Here is a 15,293-nt window from a genome sequence, read left to right on the forward strand (position 1 = left end):
CCTGAAGAAACCGGAGAAGGGCTGATCTAGATATGTTGCTACCCGATTGGGCTGTGTTGAACGCTGCCGTGGACTGGCTTGCCAATGGTCTGTGGAATCTGTCCTGGTGGCAGATCGTGTTGTATGCACTGTTCACAACGCATATCACGATCGCCAGCGTGACGATTTATCTGCACCGCCACCAGGCGCACCGTGCGATGGATCTGCACTGGCTGCCTTCGCATTTCTTCCGCTTCTGGCTCTGGCTGGCCACTGGCCAAGTCACCAGGGAATGGGTGGCCGTGCACCGCAAGCACCACGCCAAGTGCGAAACCGCCGACGACCCGCACAGCCCCCACGCCCACGGCATCGAGACCGTGTTCTGGAAGGGCGCCGAGCTGTACCGCGCGGAAACCAACAACCAGGAAACCATCAACAAGTTCAGCCTGGGCTGCCCCAACGACTGGATCGAGCGCAACCTGTATTCGCGCTTCAGCTGGCAGGGCGTGGGCCTGATGCTGATCCTGAACCTGGCGTTGTTCGGCGCGGCCGGTCTGGTCGTGTGGGCGGTGCAGATGGTCTGGATCCCGTTCTGGGCTGCAGGCGTCGTCAACGGCATCGGCCACTACTGGGGCTACCGCAACTTCGAGGCGCCGGACGCCAGCACCAACATCTCGCCCTGGGGCATCATCATCGGCGGCGAGGAGTTGCACAACAACCACCACACCTACCCGACATCGGCCAAGTTCTCGGTCAAGCCCTATGAGTTCGACGTGGGCTGGATGTACATCAGCATGATGCAGCGCGTGGGCCTGGCCAAGGTCAAGAAGACGCCGCCGCGCCTGCAACTGGGCCAGATCAAGCCGGTTGCCGACGAGAAGACGCTGGAAGCTCTCATCGCGCACCGCTACGAGGTCATGGCCGGCTATGCACGCGAACTCAAGCGCACCTGCCAGGACGAGATCGCCGTGCTCAAGGCCAAGCAGGCCGACGCTTCGGTGCTGGTGGCCGCGCGCCGCTGGCTGCACCGCGACGACGAGCGCGTGCCGGCATCGGCCCAGCCGAAGATCGCCGAAGCGCGTGCCGCCCATCCCGTGCTCGACAAGATGGTCACCATGCGCGAGGAACTGCGCCAGATGTGGCTGTCCACCTCGCTGTCGCGCGAGCAACTGACGGCCAACCTCCAGGCCTGGTGCCACCGCGCCGAAAGCAGCGGCATCCAGGCGCTGCAGGATTTCTCGGTCCGCCTGCGCTCCGCCCACGTCTGAGCCTTCACGACGTTCTCCAAGAGACACCCCGCCGCCCGCGGGGTGTTTTGTTTTGGGCGGGCCGCTTTGTCAGCCGCACGGCAGGGGCGGCTGTCGGCGCCGTTCCATTTGTGCCGGTGCGCGGCCGCGGGTGGAGATGCGGGCTCCATACTGCAGGTCCCCAAAAGAAGCAGGAGCCGACGATGCGCGCACGGAATGTTCAATCACGCAGTGTTCGATGGGCCGGGTGCCTTGCGCTTTGGATCGCGGTCTCGTTGCCGGCCGGTGCCCAGCCGACGGCGGGCCAGGCGGCTGCCGCGGCCGGCGGTGGCAGCACCACCTCGGCCAATGGCGGCACCGGCGGCGTCGGGCTGGGCGGCACAGGCCCTGGTGTGGCCGCACGTCCCGGCACAGCGGGTGGCGCGGGCAGTCCGGATACGGCGCAGCCGCCAGGCAATGGCGCACTGGTCGGGCCGCGCGCACAACGCCAGAGCCGCGAGCTGATGGCAGAGCACCCGGAGCGGGCCGCCAGCACGCCGCGCAACACGGGCCAGCGCGCGTTGATGCTGGACCAATCGCGCCGGCCGGCCGCGGCAGCGTCGGCGGTGCAGCGCTGAGCCGCATGGACGAATCCCTGCGCCTGCACTCCTTTTTGTCGCCGCGGCCTGGTGCGCGGCTGGTCGTGCTTGGCGGCGTGCACGGTGACGAGACATGCGGCACGGTGGCCATCGAGCGCGTGCGCGCCGAACTGGAATCCGGCCAACGGGCGCTTCGGCGTGGCGAGTTGACCCTGGTGCCTGTGGCCAACCCATTGGCCAGGCAGCGCCAGCACCGTGAGGGCGAGCGCAACCTGAACCGCTCCTTCCGGCCCGATCCGCAGCCGGAAGACTACGAGGCGCGCATCACCAACCTGCTGTGCCCCGTGCTCGCGCGCCATGACGTGCTGCTGGACCTGCACTCCTTCCACACCGCCGGTGCGCCGTTCTCGATGATCGGCCCGCGCGACAACGACGGGCCGCTGGAACCGTTCGCCCGCGCGCGGGAGGAGGGCCGGCTGGCGCTGCATCTCGGCACGCCGTGCGTGGTGGAAGCCTGGCTGGACGTCTACGCTGCCCGGCTGGCGCGGCTCGGCCAGTCGACGGACGAACGCGCCATGGCATTCGGCTGGGGCACCAACGAGTACATGCGCAGCCAGGGCGGCTATGCGGTGACGCTGGAGTGCGGGCAGCACCGCGATCCCCAGGCGCCCGAGGTGGCGTACCGCGCCATCCTCGCCTGCCTGGCGCTGTTGGACATGGCCGGCGCGGCGCCGCCGGCACCCAGGCCGCCGCGCTTGCTGCGCCTGGTCGATGTGGTCGACCGCCATGCGGACGGCGACCGCCTGCTGCGCGACTGGGCCAGCTTCGACCCGGTGCAGCGCGGCCAGCACATCGGCGTGCGCGCCGATGGCACGGTGGTCGAGGCGCCTTGCGAAGGCGTCATCGTGTTTCCGAATCCTGAGGCCACCCCTGGCAGCGAGTGGTTCTACCTGGCCGTCGACAGCGAGCGATGTCTCGACGAACCCGGCCTCACGCCAGTTCCGTGACCACCTCGAAGCGCGCCAGCTGGTGCTGGCCGAAGACCATGGTGATGGGTACATCGGCCGCATCGCGGCCGCGCGCCAGCAGCACGCGTCCGATGCGGGGCGTGTTGTGGCGGGCGTCGAAGGTGTGCCACTGGCCGCCCAGGTAGACCTCGAACCACGCGCTGAAATCCATGGGGTAGGGCACCGGCGGGATGCCGATGTCGCCCAGGTAGCCGGTGGCATAGCGCGCCGGAATGTTCATGCAGCGGCACAGGGAGACGGCCAGGTGGGCGAAGTCGCGGCACACGCCCACACGCTCCTGCCAGGCCTGCAGCGCGGTCCGCGTGGGTCGCGCGAAGCCGTAGTCGAAGCGCAGGTGCTGGTGCACGTAGTCGCAGATGGCCTGCACGCGGCCCCAGCCGGGTTGAAGGCCGGAGAAGCGGCCCCAGGCAAAGGATAGGAGTTCGCCATCGAAGTCGCAATAGCGGCTGGGCAGCAGGAACTGCAGGCACTCGACGGGCAGATCACCCACCGCGTGCTCCCAGGCGCCCCAGTTCACGGCGTCGGGCAGGCCGCTGTCGCGCACCACCGCCTGGTTGCGCAGCCGCACTTCACTGGTGCCAGCGTCCACACGCACGCGCGCGCACTGGTTGCCGAACGCATCCTGGTAGAAGTCCGTCGGCAACGGCGGGCTGATCGTGATGTCCTCTGGTGCCACCAGATCACCCGCGCGCGAGGGATGCAGTTGGAGCAGGTAGATCAATGCGGTGGGGGCGCTGACTTGCAGCGCGATGTCGTATCCGATGCGGATCAACATGGCGTTTTGCGGCAAAGCCGCGCAGAGTGGTAGGGCATCCTACGCATCGTATGCCCCGAAGTGGGCACCCGGCGTTTGTATTCTTCCCGTTCGCGCGTAGGCGCAGGGCTCGCTGCTTCAGCCTTGCTGCAACCGGTCGAGCAGTTCCTGCGTGGGGAAGCCGTCTGCTGGAAGGCCGACGCTGCGTTGCCAGCCCCGGAGGGCGCCGCGCGTGGCAGGCCCCAGCACGCCATCGATGGTGCCAGGATCGAAACCCCTGGACTGCAGCGCCTGTTGCAGAGCCTGCATCGCGTTGCGCGACAGCGGCTTCAGGTCGCGCGGCCAGTCTGCCTGGACGGCCGGCCCACCTGCGATGCGCTGGGCCAGCAGGGCCACGCCCAGTGCGTAGCTGGTCGCGTTGTTGTAGCGCAGGATGGCGCGGAAGTTCGGCCCCACGAGGAACACCGGCCCACGCGCACCTGCGGGCAGCAGCAGGTTGGCATCACGCAGGGTCGGCAGGTCGGGCAGTGCCGCTCCGTCCGCCGCGCGCACGCCCTCGGCAGCCCACTGCGCGCTGGACTGGCGCAGCGCGTCGTCGGCCCGGCTGAGGTCGAAACCGGGCGGCAGCCGCACCTCCAGCCCCCAGGGCTGGCCGCGCTGCCAGCCTTCGCGCGCAAGGAAGTGCGCGGTCGAGGCCGTCACGTCGGCCATGCTGCCCCAGATGTCGCGCCGGCCGTCGCCATCCGCGTCCACCGCGTAGGCCAGGAAATTGGAGGGCAGGAACTGGGTCTGCCCCATCGCCCCGGCCCAGGAGCCCAGCATGCGCTCGCGCGCGATGTCGCCGTTCTGCAGGATGCGCAGGGCGGCCATCAGCTGGCCGCGGGCCCAGGCCGCGCGCCGGCCCTCGAACGCCAGCGTGGCCAGCGCATCGATGGTGGGCGTGTCGCCATAGTTGCTGCCGTAGTTGCTCTCCATGCCCCAGATCGCGACCACGATCTCGGCCGGCACACCGTAGCGCGCCGCTGCCGCATCGGCGAACGTCCGCACCTCGAGCAGCTTGTCCTGGCCGCGTGCCACGCGGGTGGGCGAGACGGCGGTGTCCAGGTAGTCCCAGACACTGCGTGTGAACTCGGGTTGCGAACGGTCCAGCGCCACCACCTGGTCCAGGTGCCGCACGCCGTCGAAGGCGGTGTGCAGCGTGGCATCCGTGATGCCGGCGGCGCGCGCCTCGGCACGGAATCGCGCGATCCACTGGGCAAAGTCCTGGGTCTGGGTCGACACCGGCGGTTGAACCGCAACGGACGGGGGCGGCGCTTGCGGTGCCGTGGGCGGCGCGGCGGGCGAAGCAGGCGCCGCGGGCACGGATGACGGCGGTGTCGCGCATCCCGCCATGGCCAGGGCCGCCAACAGCGGTGCGAGGGTGCGGCGGCGGTACGTCAGGAGCATGGGGGCGGTAGGGGTCTGGCGGAAGCTGTGAGATTCGAACTCACGGATGGTTTCCCATCGCCGGTTTTCAAGACCGGTGCAATCGACCACTCTGCCAAGCTTCCGAGGCGGCGGATTCTACTCAGGCGGTCTGCAGCATCCCGCGCTGCTCGATGAACCGCACCACCTCCTGCAGCCCGGCCAGGGTCTTCAGGTTGGTCATGACGAAGGGCTTGAGCTCGCCGCGCGCGTTGGTGCGCATGCGCCGCGTGTCCGCCTCCATCACGGCAAGGTCGGCACCCACGTGCGGCGCCAGGTCGGTCTTGTTGATCACGAAGAGATCGCTCTTGGTGATGCCGGGGCCGCCCTTGCGCGGGATCTTCTCGCCCGCCGCCACGTCGATCACATAGATCGTGAGGTCCGACAGCTCGGGGCTGAAGGTGGCCGCCAGGTTGTCGCCGCCGCTCTCCACGAACACCACGTCCGCGTCGGGAAAGTCCTCCAGCATGCGGTCGATGGCTTCGAGGTTGATGGACGCGTCCTCGCGGATCGCCGTGTGCGGGCAGCCGCCCGTCTCCACGCCCATGATGCGCTCGGCCGGCAGTGCGCCGCTGACGGTCAGCAGGCGCTGGTCTTCCTTGGTGTAGATGTCGTTGGTGATGGCCACCAGGTCGTACTGCGTGCGCATCTGCTTGCAGAGCATCTCCAGCAGCGTGGTCTTGCCCGAGCCGACCGGGCCGCCGATGCCCACGCGCAGTGGCGGCAGTGTCTTGGTGCGGTGGGCGATGTGGTGCAGGGCGGTCATGGTCAGGGGCTCTTCAGGAACGGAACAGTCGGGAATATTGGGTTTCGTGCTGTGCGGACAGGATGGCCAGCATCGGCGAGAAGGCCTGTCGCGCCGGCTCGGGCGTGGCCAGCGCCTGCTCGACGGCTGCGGGAATGGCCTGCGCCAGCCGCTGCAGCATGCGTTGGCCGGCGCTCTGCCCCAGGGGCACGGCCTTGACGGCGGCGGCCACCATGTTCTCGGCCCAGCCGAAGGCGAAGGCCAGGCAGGCCTCGCGCGGCGCGGCACCGGCACGGGCCGCTGCGAAGGCGAAGGCGATGGGATAGCAGGGCGTCAGCCCGTCAAAGGCGTCTGCAGCGTCGCCATGCTGCAGCTTGAGCCACTCCAGCATGGAGCGGCCCATCTGCTCCGTCTGCAGCACGAACTCGGCCGACTCGCGCGTGCAGCGCAGCCACGTGTCGAGCGCCTGCACGCGGGCATGGTCGCGCGCATGCCAGGCGGCGACGGCTTCTCCCACCACGGCCAGGTCGCTGCGCGCCTGGCTCAGCTGCAGTTGTGCCAGCAGCCAGTCGCCGGCCGGCTGCTCGCCGTTGGCCAGTTGGGCCTCCACCGCCGCTTCCAGTGCCTCCGAGTAGCTGAAGCCACCCACCGGCAGGGCCGGCGATGCCAGCCAGATCAGCCCCAGCAGCGTGGGGGAGGAGATGCTCAGCGTGTTCAGAGCCGGCCCAGCAGTTCGGTCTTCTTGGCCTGGAACTCGGCGTCGTCCAGCACCCCCTTGGCGCGCAACTCCGCCAACCGTTCGATGGTGGCGAAGATGTCCTGCGCGTTGCCGCCCACCGGCCCGGCCGCGGCCGGCACCTGGTAAGGCGCCGGTGCCGGCTGGTACGGCGGCGGGGCCATGGGCTCCACGCCGTTGACGGAGATGACCGGCAGGCTGGCCACGTCGATCAGGCCGTACTGGCTGTTGAAGCTCAGTGCGCCGCCATAGGACTGCTGCTGCGAGAAGCCGCCGATCTGGTGGTCCAGCGTGTCGTAGATGGTGACGATGCCGTTGGCCTCGATGGCCAGGCGCCGCGCCTGCGCGAAGTTGGCGTAGCGCACGCCGTTCTGCGACCCCGTGCTGTCGGGCCAACGCAGCGTGGGGCCCCACCAGTCGGGCGGTGGCGGCACGAACAGGCTGGCGCTGTGGCCGTCGCCGCCGGCATGGCCGTAGCCGCTGCCGCTGAACTGCTCCTGGCCGTTCTGGCTCTGCGACTGGAAACTGCCGCTGCGCAGCAGGTCGGGCTGGCTTGCTACCAGGTTGGCAAGTTCGAAGCACAGGGCGTCGACGCGCGACTTCAGGTGGTGGTTGAACATGTCCGACACCATCGTCATGCCGCCACGCATCCATTGCCCTGAGCCGCCGAACTCCGGATGGCTGAACTGGGCCATGCCGCCGTTGCCGCGCACCACGGCGTCCAGCATGCTCAATGCGGCGTCTGTGCTGATGCCGTGCCGCCGTGCGATGTCGTCGATGGCCTGCTGGCCGGCCGGAGAGAGTTGGCGCATGGAAACCTCGCTCTGCAGTGGATGGGGCGGATGCTGGCGGTGGGTGATGTCAGAGTCGTGCAGGTTACTACCGCTGCTGCTGGTCTTGGCCGTCGTGGTGGTGGGGATGCCCGTGCCCGTGCCCATGCTGGTGGGCGTGGCCATGACCGTGTGGGTGGTCATGCTCCTGTTCGTGGTGCGCATGGTGTTCGTGGCCGGCATGGCCATGGTGCGCGTGGCCGTGCGCGTGGCCTTGCGCACTGTAGGCGCCGCCTTCGGGTTCGAAGGCCTCGGCCACGGGCGTCACGATCAGGTGCATGGCACGCAGCATGTTGGCCAGCACATGGTCGGGCTCGATCTTGAGGTGGTCGGGCCTGAGTTCGATGGGCACATGGCGGTTGCCCAGGTGGTAGGCCGCGCGGATCAGATCGAACGGTGTGCCATGTGCCGTGCAATGCGTGATCTTGAGCACGTCCTGCGGTGCCGCCAGCACGCGGACCAGCGAGCCGTCCTCGGCCACGAGCACGTCGCCGCCGCGCACGGCCGTGCCGCGCGGCAGGAACACGCCGAGCTGGCGGCCCTGCGAATCGGTGGCGTCGAAGCGGCTCTTCTGGCGCACGTCCCAGTCGAGCTCGACGGTGGCGGCGCGCTTGAGCAGCACGGGCGCGAGACCGGCGCCCTGGGGCATGAGTTTGCTGGTGGTGAGCATGGCGTTTGTCAAAGGCAGGGAAGGCTCGTTATATAACGATCGTTATAACTTTGGTCGAGGTGGCCCATGACGAGAGCCTCGCGGAGCACGGCGGCGCGGCGGGACTTCGGGACGAGGGCCTGCTGGAGTCTGCACTGGCGCGACCTCTGCATCTCGTGGCCTACGGCGCGCCGGATGTGGCCGAACTCGCGGCGGCCTGCGGCCTGGGGCTTGCCAAGAACCATCCCTTCGTCGACGGCAACGAACGCGCAGCCTTCCTGGCGGTCGGCTTGTTTCTGATGGTCAATGGATACCGTCTGCGTGCCAGCCAGGTGGAAGCCACTCTGGCCATGCTCGAGCTCGCGGCAGGCCATGTGAGCGAAGCCGATTTCGCGCAATGGATCCGCGGTCACATCGAAGCGCGTTAGCTTCCGGTCAAAACAGAAAATACCGCTGCGCCATCGGCAGCACCTTGGCCGGCTCGCAGGTCAGCAGTTGCCCGTCGGCCCGCACCGCATAGGTCTGCGGGTCGATCTCCATCTTCGGCAGGTAGCCGTTGTGGATCAGGTGCTGCTTGCGCACGTTGCGGATGTTCTTCACGGCGCTCAGGTTCTTGGCCAGGCCGAAACGCTCCTTGATCCCCGCCGACAAGCCAGCCTGCGACACGAAGGTCAGCGAGCCCCTGGCGATGGCACCGCCGTACGCGCCGAACATCGGCCGGTAGTGCACGGGCTGCGGCGTGGGAATGGACGCGTTCGGGTCGCCCATGGCCGCCATCGCGATGCTGCCCCCCTTCAGGATCAGCGCGGGCTTGACGCCGAAGAACGCCGGCTTCCAGACCACCAGGTCGGCCCACTTGCCCACCTCGATGCTGCCCACCTCGTGGCTGATGCCGTGCGCAATCGCCGGGTTGATCGTGTACTTGGCGATGTAGCGCTTGGCGCGGAAGTTGTCGTTGCGCGCACTGTCCTCGGGCAACGCGCCGCGCTGCACCTTCATCTTGTGCGCGGTCTGCCAGGTGCGCAGGATGACCTCGCCGACGCGGCCCATGGCCTGGCTGTCCGAGCTCATCATGCTGATCGCGCCCAGGTCGTGCAGCACGTCCTCGGCCGCGATGGTCTCCTTGCGGATGCGCGATTCGGCGAAGGCCAGGTCTTCGGCGATGCCGGCGTCCAGGTGGTGGCACACCATCAACATGTCCACATGCTCATCCAGCGTGTTCACGGTGTACGGCATCGTGGGGTTGGTGGAGGAGGGCAGGAAGTTGTCCTCGCCCACCACGCGCAGGATGTCGGGCGCGTGGCCGCCGCCGGCTCCTTCGGTGTGGAAGGCGCACAGGCCCCGGCCCTTGGTCGCGGCGATCGTGTTCTCGACGAAGCCCGATTCGTTCAGCGTGTCCGAGTGGATCGCCACCTGCGTGTCGGTCGCGTCCGCCACGTCCAGGCAGTTGCTGATCGCGGCCGGCGTCGTGCCCCAGTCCTCGTGCAGCTTGAGGCCGATCACGCCCGCGTCGATCTGCTCGTGCAGGGCAGCCGGCAGGCTGGCATTGCCCTTGCCCAGGAAGCCCAGGTTCATCGGGAATGCATCGGCCGCCTGCAGCATGCGCTCGATGTTCCAGGGGCCGGGCGTGCAGGTGGTGGCGAAGGTGCCCGTGGCCGGGCCCGTGCCGCCGCCCAGCATGGTGGTGACGCCAGAGGCCAGCGCCTCCTCGATCTGCTGCGGGCAGATGAAGTGGATGTGGCTGTCGATGCCGCCGGCGGTGACGATGTTGCCCTCGGCCGCGATGATCTCGGTGCCAGGGCCGATGACGATGTCCACGCCGCCCTGCACATCGGGGTTGCCGGCCTTGCCAATGGCCACGATGCGCCCGCCCTTCAGGCCGATGTCGGCCTTCACGATGCCCCAGTGGTCCAGGATCAGCGCGTTGGTGAGCACGCAGTCGACGGCGCCTTCGGCGCGTGTGCGCTGGCCCTGGGCCATGCCGTCGCGGATGGTCTTGCCGCCGCCGAACTTGACCTCTTCGCCATAGCCGCCGGCGGCCAGGGTGTAGTCGCGTTCGACCTCGATCAGGATGTCGGTGTCGGCCAGGCGCACGCGGTCGCCGGTCGTGGGGCCGAAGATCTCCGCGTAGGCGCGGCGCGAGATGTTCGCCATTTACAGCTTTCCTTGTACTAGGCCGCGAAAGCCGTAGACCGTGCGGTCGCCGGCGAAGTCCACCAGCTCGACGGTGCGTTGCTGGCCGGGCTCGAAGCGCACGGCCGTGCCGGACGCGATGTTGAGCCGCATGCCGCGCGCGGCGTCGCGGTCGAAGTCCAGCGCGCCGTTGGTCTCGGCGAAGTGGTAGTGCGATCCGACCTGGATCGGCCGGTCGGCCGTGTTCTTGACCAGCACGGTCAGCGTGCGGCGCCCGGGGTTGAGTTCGTGGTCGCCCGTGTCGACCAGCAGTTCGCCCGGAATCATCACGGGATCGGCTGGTGCACGGTGACCAGCTTGGTGCCGTCGGGGAACGAGGCCTCGACCTGGATGTCCGGGATCATCTCGGCAATGCCCTCCATGACGTCGGCGCGTGTGAGCACGTTGCGGCCTTCGCTCATGAGTTCGGCCACGGTCTTGCCGTCGCGGGCGCCCTCCATGACGGCCGCCGAGATCAGGGCCACGGCTTCGGGGTAGTTGAGCTTCAGCCCACGGGCCTTGCGGCGCTCGGCCAGCAGGCCGGCGGTGAAGATCAACAGCTTGTCTTTCTCGCGGGGAGTCAATTCCATGTCGCTTCGCTCAAAAGTCAGATCGTGCTGCGTTCATCGAAGGATTATTCAGCAAGCATCGTGCCGTGGTGTGACCACGTGGCATGAAAGCTGCGCTGTCGACGCCCCGTGCAAGAGATTCCCGCCCCCGTCGAACAGAACGCGCCGCAGCGCATCGTCAAGGTCCGGCGCGACTACAACAGCTGGGTCGCGCGCGAGACCATGGAGGACTACGCGCTGCGCTTCACGCCCACGCGCTTTCGCAAGTGGTCGTCCTGGCGCGTGGCCAACACCGCCTTCGGCGCGGCCTCGTTCCTGATCCTGGAGGCCGTGGGCGCCACGCTGCTCGTGCAGTACGGCTTCGTCAACGCGTTCTGGGCGATCCTCGCCACCGGCCTCATCATCTTCCTGGCCGGCCTGCCGATCAGCATCTACGCGGCCCGCTATGGGCTGGACATGGACCTGCTCACGCGCGGCGCGGGTTTCGGCTACATCGGCTCCACGCTGACCTCGCTGATCTACGCCAGCTTCACCTTCATCTTCTTCGCGCTCGAGGCCGCCGTGATGGCCTATGCGCTGGAGCTTGCGCTGGGGATTCCGCCGACCTGGGGCTACCTCGTCTGCGCGCTGGTCGTGATCCCGCTGGTCACGCACGGCGTCTCGGCCATCAGCCGCCTGCAGATGTGGACGCAGCCGCTGTGGCTGGTCATGCTGGTCGTGCCCTTCGTCTATGTGCTGATGCGCGATCCTGGTGCGTTCGCGGGCGTGACGCACTACATCGGTGACAAGTCGTCGAAGGATGGGTTCGAATTGCACCTGTTTGGTGCCGCATTGACCGTGGGCATCGCGCTGATCACCCAGATGGGGGAGCAGGCCGACTACCTGCGGTTCATGCCGGTGCAGTCGCGCGACAACCGCGGGCGCTGGTGGCTGGGCGTGCTGGTCGGCGGCCCGGGCTGGGTGGTGCTGGGCGTGGTCAAGATGCTGGGTGGCGCGCTGCTGGCCTACCTGGCCATCACCCACATGGTGCCCAAGGACCGCGCCGTCGATCCGAACCAGATGTACCTGGCCGCCTACGAGTACGTGTTCCCGCACTACGGCTGGGCGGTGGCGGCCACGGCGCTGTTCGTGGTGGTCTCGCAGCTCAAGATCAACGTGACCAACGCCTACGCAGGCTCGTTGGCCTGGTCCAACTTCTTCTCGCGCGTGACGCACAGCCACCCCGGGCGCGTGGTCTGGGTGGTGTTCAACACGCTGATCGCGTTCATGCTCATGGAGATGAACGTGTTCCAGGCCCTGGGCGAGGTGCTGGGCCTGTACTCCAACCTGGCCATCGCCTGGATCATGGCGGTGGTGGCCGACCTGGTCGTCAACAAGCCGCTGGGCCTGTCGCCCAAGGGCATCGAGTTCAAGCGCGCCCACCTATACGACATCAACCCGGTAGGCGTGGGGGCGATGGCGCTGGCCTCGGTGCTGTCGATCAGCGCCTACATCGGGCTGTTCGGCCCGCTGGCGCAGGCCTTCTCGGCGCTGATCGCGCTGGGCACGGCCTTCGTCGCCTCGCCGCTGCTGGCCTGGCTGACCAAGGGGCGCTACTACATCGCGCGGACTTCCAGTCCCCACGCCCACCGCTGCGTGATCTGCGAGCGCGAATACGAAGGCCCGGACATGGCGCACTGCCCGGCCTACCAGGGGCCGATCTGCTCGCTGTGCTGCACGCTGGACGCGCGCTGCGGCGACCTGTGCAAGCCGCGCGCCTCGCTGTCCTGGCAGTGGTCGGCGGCGCTGCGCTGGCTGCTGCCGCGCCGCATCTGGCCCTACCTGGAGACCGGGCTCGCGCACTACCTGCTGCTCATGCTGATCCTCGTGCCGCTGCTGGCCGCCGTGTTCGGCCTGCTCTACAGCCAGGAGACGGCGGTCACCGAAGGCGTCGCCGGCGCGCGGCTGGCCGAGGAAGCTTTGCGCTCGGGCTTCACCAAGGCCTACATGGCGCTGCTGCTGGCCGCCGGCATCGTGGCCTGGTGGCTGGTGCTGGCGCACAAGAGCCGGCAGGTGGCGCAGGAGGAATCCAACCGCCAGACGCACCTGCTCGTGCGCGAGATCGCGCTGCACCGCCAGACCGACGCCGAGCTGCAGCGCGCGCGCCAGGTCGCCGAGGAAGCGCGCCGCCAGGCCGACCAGGCCAACCAGGCCAAGAGCCGCTACATCAGCGCCATCAGCCACGAGCTGCGCACGCCGCTCAACAGCATCCTGGGCTACGCGCAGCTGATGGGCGAGGACACCGCCGTGCCGCCGCACCGGCGCCATGCGGTGCAGGTGATCAAGCGCGGCGGCGAGCACCTGCTGCAACTGGTCGACGGCACGCTGGACATCGCGCGCATCGAATCGGGCAAGCTCACGCTGAACATCCGGCCCGTGGCCTTCGCCGACACCGTGCACGAGGTCGCGTCCATGTTCGAACTGCAGGCGGCCGGCAAGGGCCTGGCGTTCCACTTCGAGCCCGAGGGCGCGCTGCCCGAGCTCGTGCGTGCCGACGAGCAGCGCCTGCGCCAGATCCTCATCAACCTGCTGGGCAACGCCATCAAGTTCACGGCCGTGGGCCATGTGCGCTTTCGGGTGCGCTACCAGCGCGAGATGGCCACCCTGGAAATTGCCGACAGCGGCCCCGGCATCGCGGCCGACGCGCTGGCCCAGATCTTCGAGCCCTTCGCGCGCGCCGCTGCGCCGGGGCAGCCCGCGCCGGGCGGTGCGGGCCTGGGCCTGACCATCGCCAAGATGCTGACCGACCTCATGGGCGGCGAGCTCACCGCCACGAGCGAGCCCGGCGTGGGTTCGCTGTTCAAGGTGCGGCTGTTCCTGCCGGCGCTGCACGGCAGCGCGCGTCCCGCGGCCGCGCGGCCCACCGTGGCGCGCCATGGCTATGCCGGCCCGCGCCGCAGCATCCTCGTGGTCGACAACGAAGAGGTCGACCGCCAGCTCCTGGTGCACCTGCTGGAGCCGCTGGGCTTTGCGCTGCGCACCGCGGCCAGCGGCCACGACTGCCTGGACTTGCTGGTGACGGGTTACCGGCCCGACGCCATCCTGATGGACCTGGCCATGCCCGGCATCGACGGTTGGGAGACCATCCGCCGCGTGCGCGCGCTGCTGCCGCGGCCGCCGCGCATCGCCATCGTCTCGGCCAACGCCTTCGACAAGGGGCTGGAGAACGATGTCGAGATCCGGCCCGAGGATTTCCTGGTCAAGCCCGTGCGCTTCGCCGAACTGCTGGACTGGCTGGGGCGCCAGCTGGCGCTGCAGTGGCTGGACACGGCGCCGGCCGTTGCCGCGCCGCCCGTCGCGCCGGCCGCGCCGCTGGCCTATCCGGACGCGGCCAGCCGCGAGGCCCTGCAGCAGGCCGTGGACCTGGGTTTCCACCGCGGCATCATGAACGCGCTGGACGCCATCGAGCGCGGCCAGCCGGCCTGCGCCGCCTTCGTGCAGCAGATGCGCGCGCTGGCGCGACAATTCCAGTTCGAAGCCATGAGCCGATTGCTGCAACAAGCCGATGCCGCCCGAACCCCTTGACCAGACGCTGGACCGCGCCAACAGCGACGTGGTGCTGATCGTCGACGACGTGCCCGACAACCTCGCGGTGCTGCACGACGCGCTCGACGAATCGGGCTTCACGGTACTGGTGGCCACAGGCGGCGAGATGGCGCTGCAGCGCGCCGCCCAGGCCCTGCCCGACGTGGTGCTGCTGGACGCCATGATGCCGGGCATGGACGGCTTCGAGGTGGCCCGCCGCCTGAAGGCCTCGCCCGTGACGGCGCACATCCCCATCATCTTCATGACCGGGCTGACCGAGACCGAGCACCTGGTCGCGGCGCTGGAGTGCGGCGGCGTGGACTACGTCACCAAGCCCATCAAGCCCAAGGAGGTGCTGGCGCGCATGCAGGTGCACCTGGCCAGCGCGCGCGAGCGGCGCCAGGCGCGCAACGCGCTGGACGCCTTCGGCTACGCCAGCATCACCGTGCGCGTGAGCGACGGCCGGCTGATGTGGCAGACCGTGCTCGCGCGCGAGCTGCTGCAGCGCTACTGCGGCGGGCCGAACGCCGGCAGCGTGGCGCCCCAGGTCCTGCTGGACTGGCTGCGCCAGCACGCGGCCGATGCCGAGCAGCGCCAGATCGAGCCGCCGCCGCTGCGCGTGGAGCAGGGCGCGCGCGCGCTGAGCTTTCGCCTGCACCAGCAGACCGGCGACGGCGAGGGCGGCGGCGACTGGCTGATCGTCATGCGCGAGGAGTCCGATGCGGCCGTGATCGAGGCGCTGAGCCTGTCGCTGGCACTGACCGCGCGCGAGGCCGAGGTGCTGTACTGGCTCGTCAAGGGCAAGACCAACCGCGACATCGGCGAGATCCTGGGCGCCAGCCCCGCCACCATCAAGAAGCACCTGGAGCGCGTCTACGTCAAGCTGGGCGTGGAGACGCGCACGGCCGCGGCCACGGTGGCGCTGCAGCGCGTGCGGCAACTGCAGCCGCAGTTCCAGCCGCAGTTCCAGGCCTAGTG

General features: G+C 68.9%; 14 protein-coding genes and 1 tRNA gene. 5 read left to right on the forward strand and 10 right to left on the reverse strand.

The genetic code is table 11. From position 1 onward, the window contains the following. Positions 1-32 precede the first annotated feature (32 nt). Positions 33-1,247: a fatty acid desaturase gene (locus tag ASF44_RS15350; protein WP_056900095.1), complete on the forward strand. Its 1,215-nt coding sequence runs from the start codon at positions 33-35 to the stop codon at positions 1,245-1,247. Between the two features lie 601 nt (positions 1,248-1,848). Continuing rightward, positions 1,849-2,811: a succinylglutamate desuccinylase/aspartoacylase family protein gene (locus ASF44_RS15360; RefSeq protein WP_056900097.1), complete on the forward strand. Its 963-nt coding sequence runs from the start codon at positions 1,849-1,851 to the stop codon at positions 2,809-2,811. Here ASF44_RS15360 and ASF44_RS15365 read toward each other — a convergent pair. From ASF44_RS15365 to ureE, 7 genes are all read right to left on the reverse strand, one after another. Next, entirely contained in the window at positions 2,795-3,607 is an 813-nt protein-coding gene (locus tag ASF44_RS15365) for a transglutaminase family protein (RefSeq protein WP_056900098.1), read from the reverse strand. The genes ASF44_RS15360 and ASF44_RS15365 overlap by 17 nt on opposite strands. A 117-nt stretch (positions 3,608-3,724) precedes the next feature. Then, positions 3,725-5,032 (reverse strand): lytic murein transglycosylase, encoded by a 1,308-nt coding sequence (locus ASF44_RS15370; RefSeq protein ID WP_056900099.1) that lies wholly within the window; start codon positions 5,030-5,032, stop codon positions 3,725-3,727. Positions 5,033-5,048: 16 nt separating this feature from the next. Further along, positions 5,049-5,136, reverse strand: a tRNA-Ser gene (locus ASF44_RS15375). 17 nt (positions 5,137-5,153) lie between these two features. Next, positions 5,154-5,816: an urease accessory protein UreG gene (ureG, locus tag ASF44_RS15380; protein WP_056900100.1), complete on the reverse strand. Its 663-nt coding sequence runs from the start codon at positions 5,814-5,816 to the stop codon at positions 5,154-5,156. Between the two features lie 13 nt (positions 5,817-5,829). Then, on the reverse strand, positions 5,830-6,498 hold the full coding sequence (locus ASF44_RS31805) for an urease accessory protein UreF (RefSeq protein WP_156374526.1): 669 nt from the start codon (positions 6,496-6,498) through the stop codon (positions 5,830-5,832). Positions 6,499-6,509: 11 nt separating this feature from the next. Continuing rightward, entirely contained in the window at positions 6,510-7,505 is a 996-nt protein-coding gene (locus tag ASF44_RS31810; protein WP_235579227.1) for an SHOCT domain-containing protein, read from the reverse strand. Then, positions 7,411-8,031 carry an urease accessory protein UreE gene (gene ureE / locus ASF44_RS15395; RefSeq protein WP_056900101.1) on the reverse strand — a complete coding sequence of 207 codons (621 nt, stop codon included), beginning with the start codon at positions 8,029-8,031 and terminating at the stop codon, positions 7,411-7,413. The genes ASF44_RS31810 and ureE overlap by 95 nt, the downstream gene beginning before the upstream one ends. Before the next feature lie 59 nt (positions 8,032-8,090). Between ureE and ASF44_RS15400 the strand changes: the two genes are divergently transcribed. Further along, positions 8,091-8,438, forward strand: coding sequence for a type II toxin-antitoxin system death-on-curing family toxin (locus ASF44_RS15400; protein WP_235579228.1), 348 nt, complete (start codon positions 8,091-8,093; stop codon positions 8,436-8,438). Between the two features lie 7 nt (positions 8,439-8,445). Here the strand turns inward: ASF44_RS15400 and ureC are convergent, their stop codons facing one another. Genes ureC through ureA form a run of 3 tightly spaced genes read right to left on the reverse strand, consistent with a single transcriptional unit; the run spans position 8,446 to position 10,772 of the window. Then, positions 8,446-10,164: an urease subunit alpha gene (gene ureC, locus ASF44_RS15405; protein WP_056900103.1), complete on the reverse strand. Its 1,719-nt coding sequence runs from the start codon at positions 10,162-10,164 to the stop codon at positions 8,446-8,448. After that, on the reverse strand, positions 10,165-10,470 hold the full coding sequence (locus ASF44_RS15410) for an urease subunit beta (RefSeq protein ID WP_056900104.1): 306 nt from the start codon (positions 10,468-10,470) through the stop codon (positions 10,165-10,167). Then, complete coding sequence (gene ureA, locus ASF44_RS15415; RefSeq protein WP_056656417.1) at positions 10,470-10,772, reverse strand: urease subunit gamma; 303 nt, start codon at positions 10,770-10,772, stop codon at positions 10,470-10,472. The genes ASF44_RS15410 and ureA overlap by 1 nt, the downstream gene beginning before the upstream one ends. 117 nt (positions 10,773-10,889) lie before the next feature. Between ureA and ASF44_RS15420 the strand changes: the two genes are divergently transcribed. Beyond that, the gene (locus ASF44_RS15420; RefSeq protein WP_369820931.1) at positions 10,890-14,315 is read left to right on the forward strand and encodes an ATP-binding protein; all 3,426 of its coding nucleotides are present in this window, start codon (positions 10,890-10,892) and stop codon (positions 14,313-14,315) included. After that, a complete protein-coding gene (locus ASF44_RS15425) occupies positions 14,296-15,291 on the forward strand; it encodes a response regulator transcription factor (protein WP_056900106.1) in 996 nt (331 codons plus the stop codon). Before ASF44_RS15420 ends, ASF44_RS15425 begins: the two co-directional genes overlap by 20 nt. Positions 15,292-15,293: the final 2 nt, after the last annotated feature.

Source organism: Pseudorhodoferax sp. Leaf274 (genome assembly GCF_001422445.1).
Taxonomy (GTDB): domain Bacteria; phylum Pseudomonadota; class Gammaproteobacteria; order Burkholderiales; family Burkholderiaceae_C; genus Pseudorhodoferax.

Bases quoted from the DNA above. Each gene is read 5' to 3' on its own strand.
- ASF44_RS15350 (WP_056900095.1), top strand. From the start codon at position 33: ATGTTGCTACCCGATTGGGCTGTGTTGAACGCTGCCGTGGACTGGCTT.
- ASF44_RS15410 (WP_056900104.1), bottom strand. From the start codon at position 10,470: ATGATTCCGGGCGAACTGCTGGTCGACACGGGCGACCACGAACTCAAC.
- ureG (WP_056900100.1), bottom strand. From the start codon at position 5,816: ATGACCGCCCTGCACCACATCGCCCACCGCACCAAGACACTGCCGCCA.
- ASF44_RS15360 (WP_056900097.1), top strand. From the start codon at position 1,849: ATGGACGAATCCCTGCGCCTGCACTCCTTTTTGTCGCCGCGGCCTGGT.
- ureA (WP_056656417.1), bottom strand. From the start codon at position 10,772: ATGGAATTGACTCCCCGCGAGAAAGACAAGCTGTTGATCTTCACCGCC.
- ureC (WP_056900103.1), bottom strand. From the start codon at position 10,164: ATGGCGAACATCTCGCGCCGCGCCTACGCGGAGATCTTCGGCCCCACG.
- ASF44_RS15370 (WP_056900099.1), bottom strand. From the start codon at position 5,032: ATGCTCCTGACGTACCGCCGCCGCACCCTCGCACCGCTGTTGGCGGCC.
- ASF44_RS15425 (WP_056900106.1), top strand. From the start codon at position 14,296: ATGCCGCCCGAACCCCTTGACCAGACGCTGGACCGCGCCAACAGCGAC.
- ASF44_RS15365 (WP_056900098.1), bottom strand. From the start codon at position 3,607: ATGTTGATCCGCATCGGATACGACATCGCGCTGCAAGTCAGCGCCCCC.
- ASF44_RS31810 (WP_235579227.1), bottom strand. From the start codon at position 7,505: ATGACCACCCACACGGTCATGGCCACGCCCACCAGCATGGGCACGGGC.
- ureE (WP_056900101.1), bottom strand. From the start codon at position 8,031: ATGCTCACCACCAGCAAACTCATGCCCCAGGGCGCCGGTCTCGCGCCC.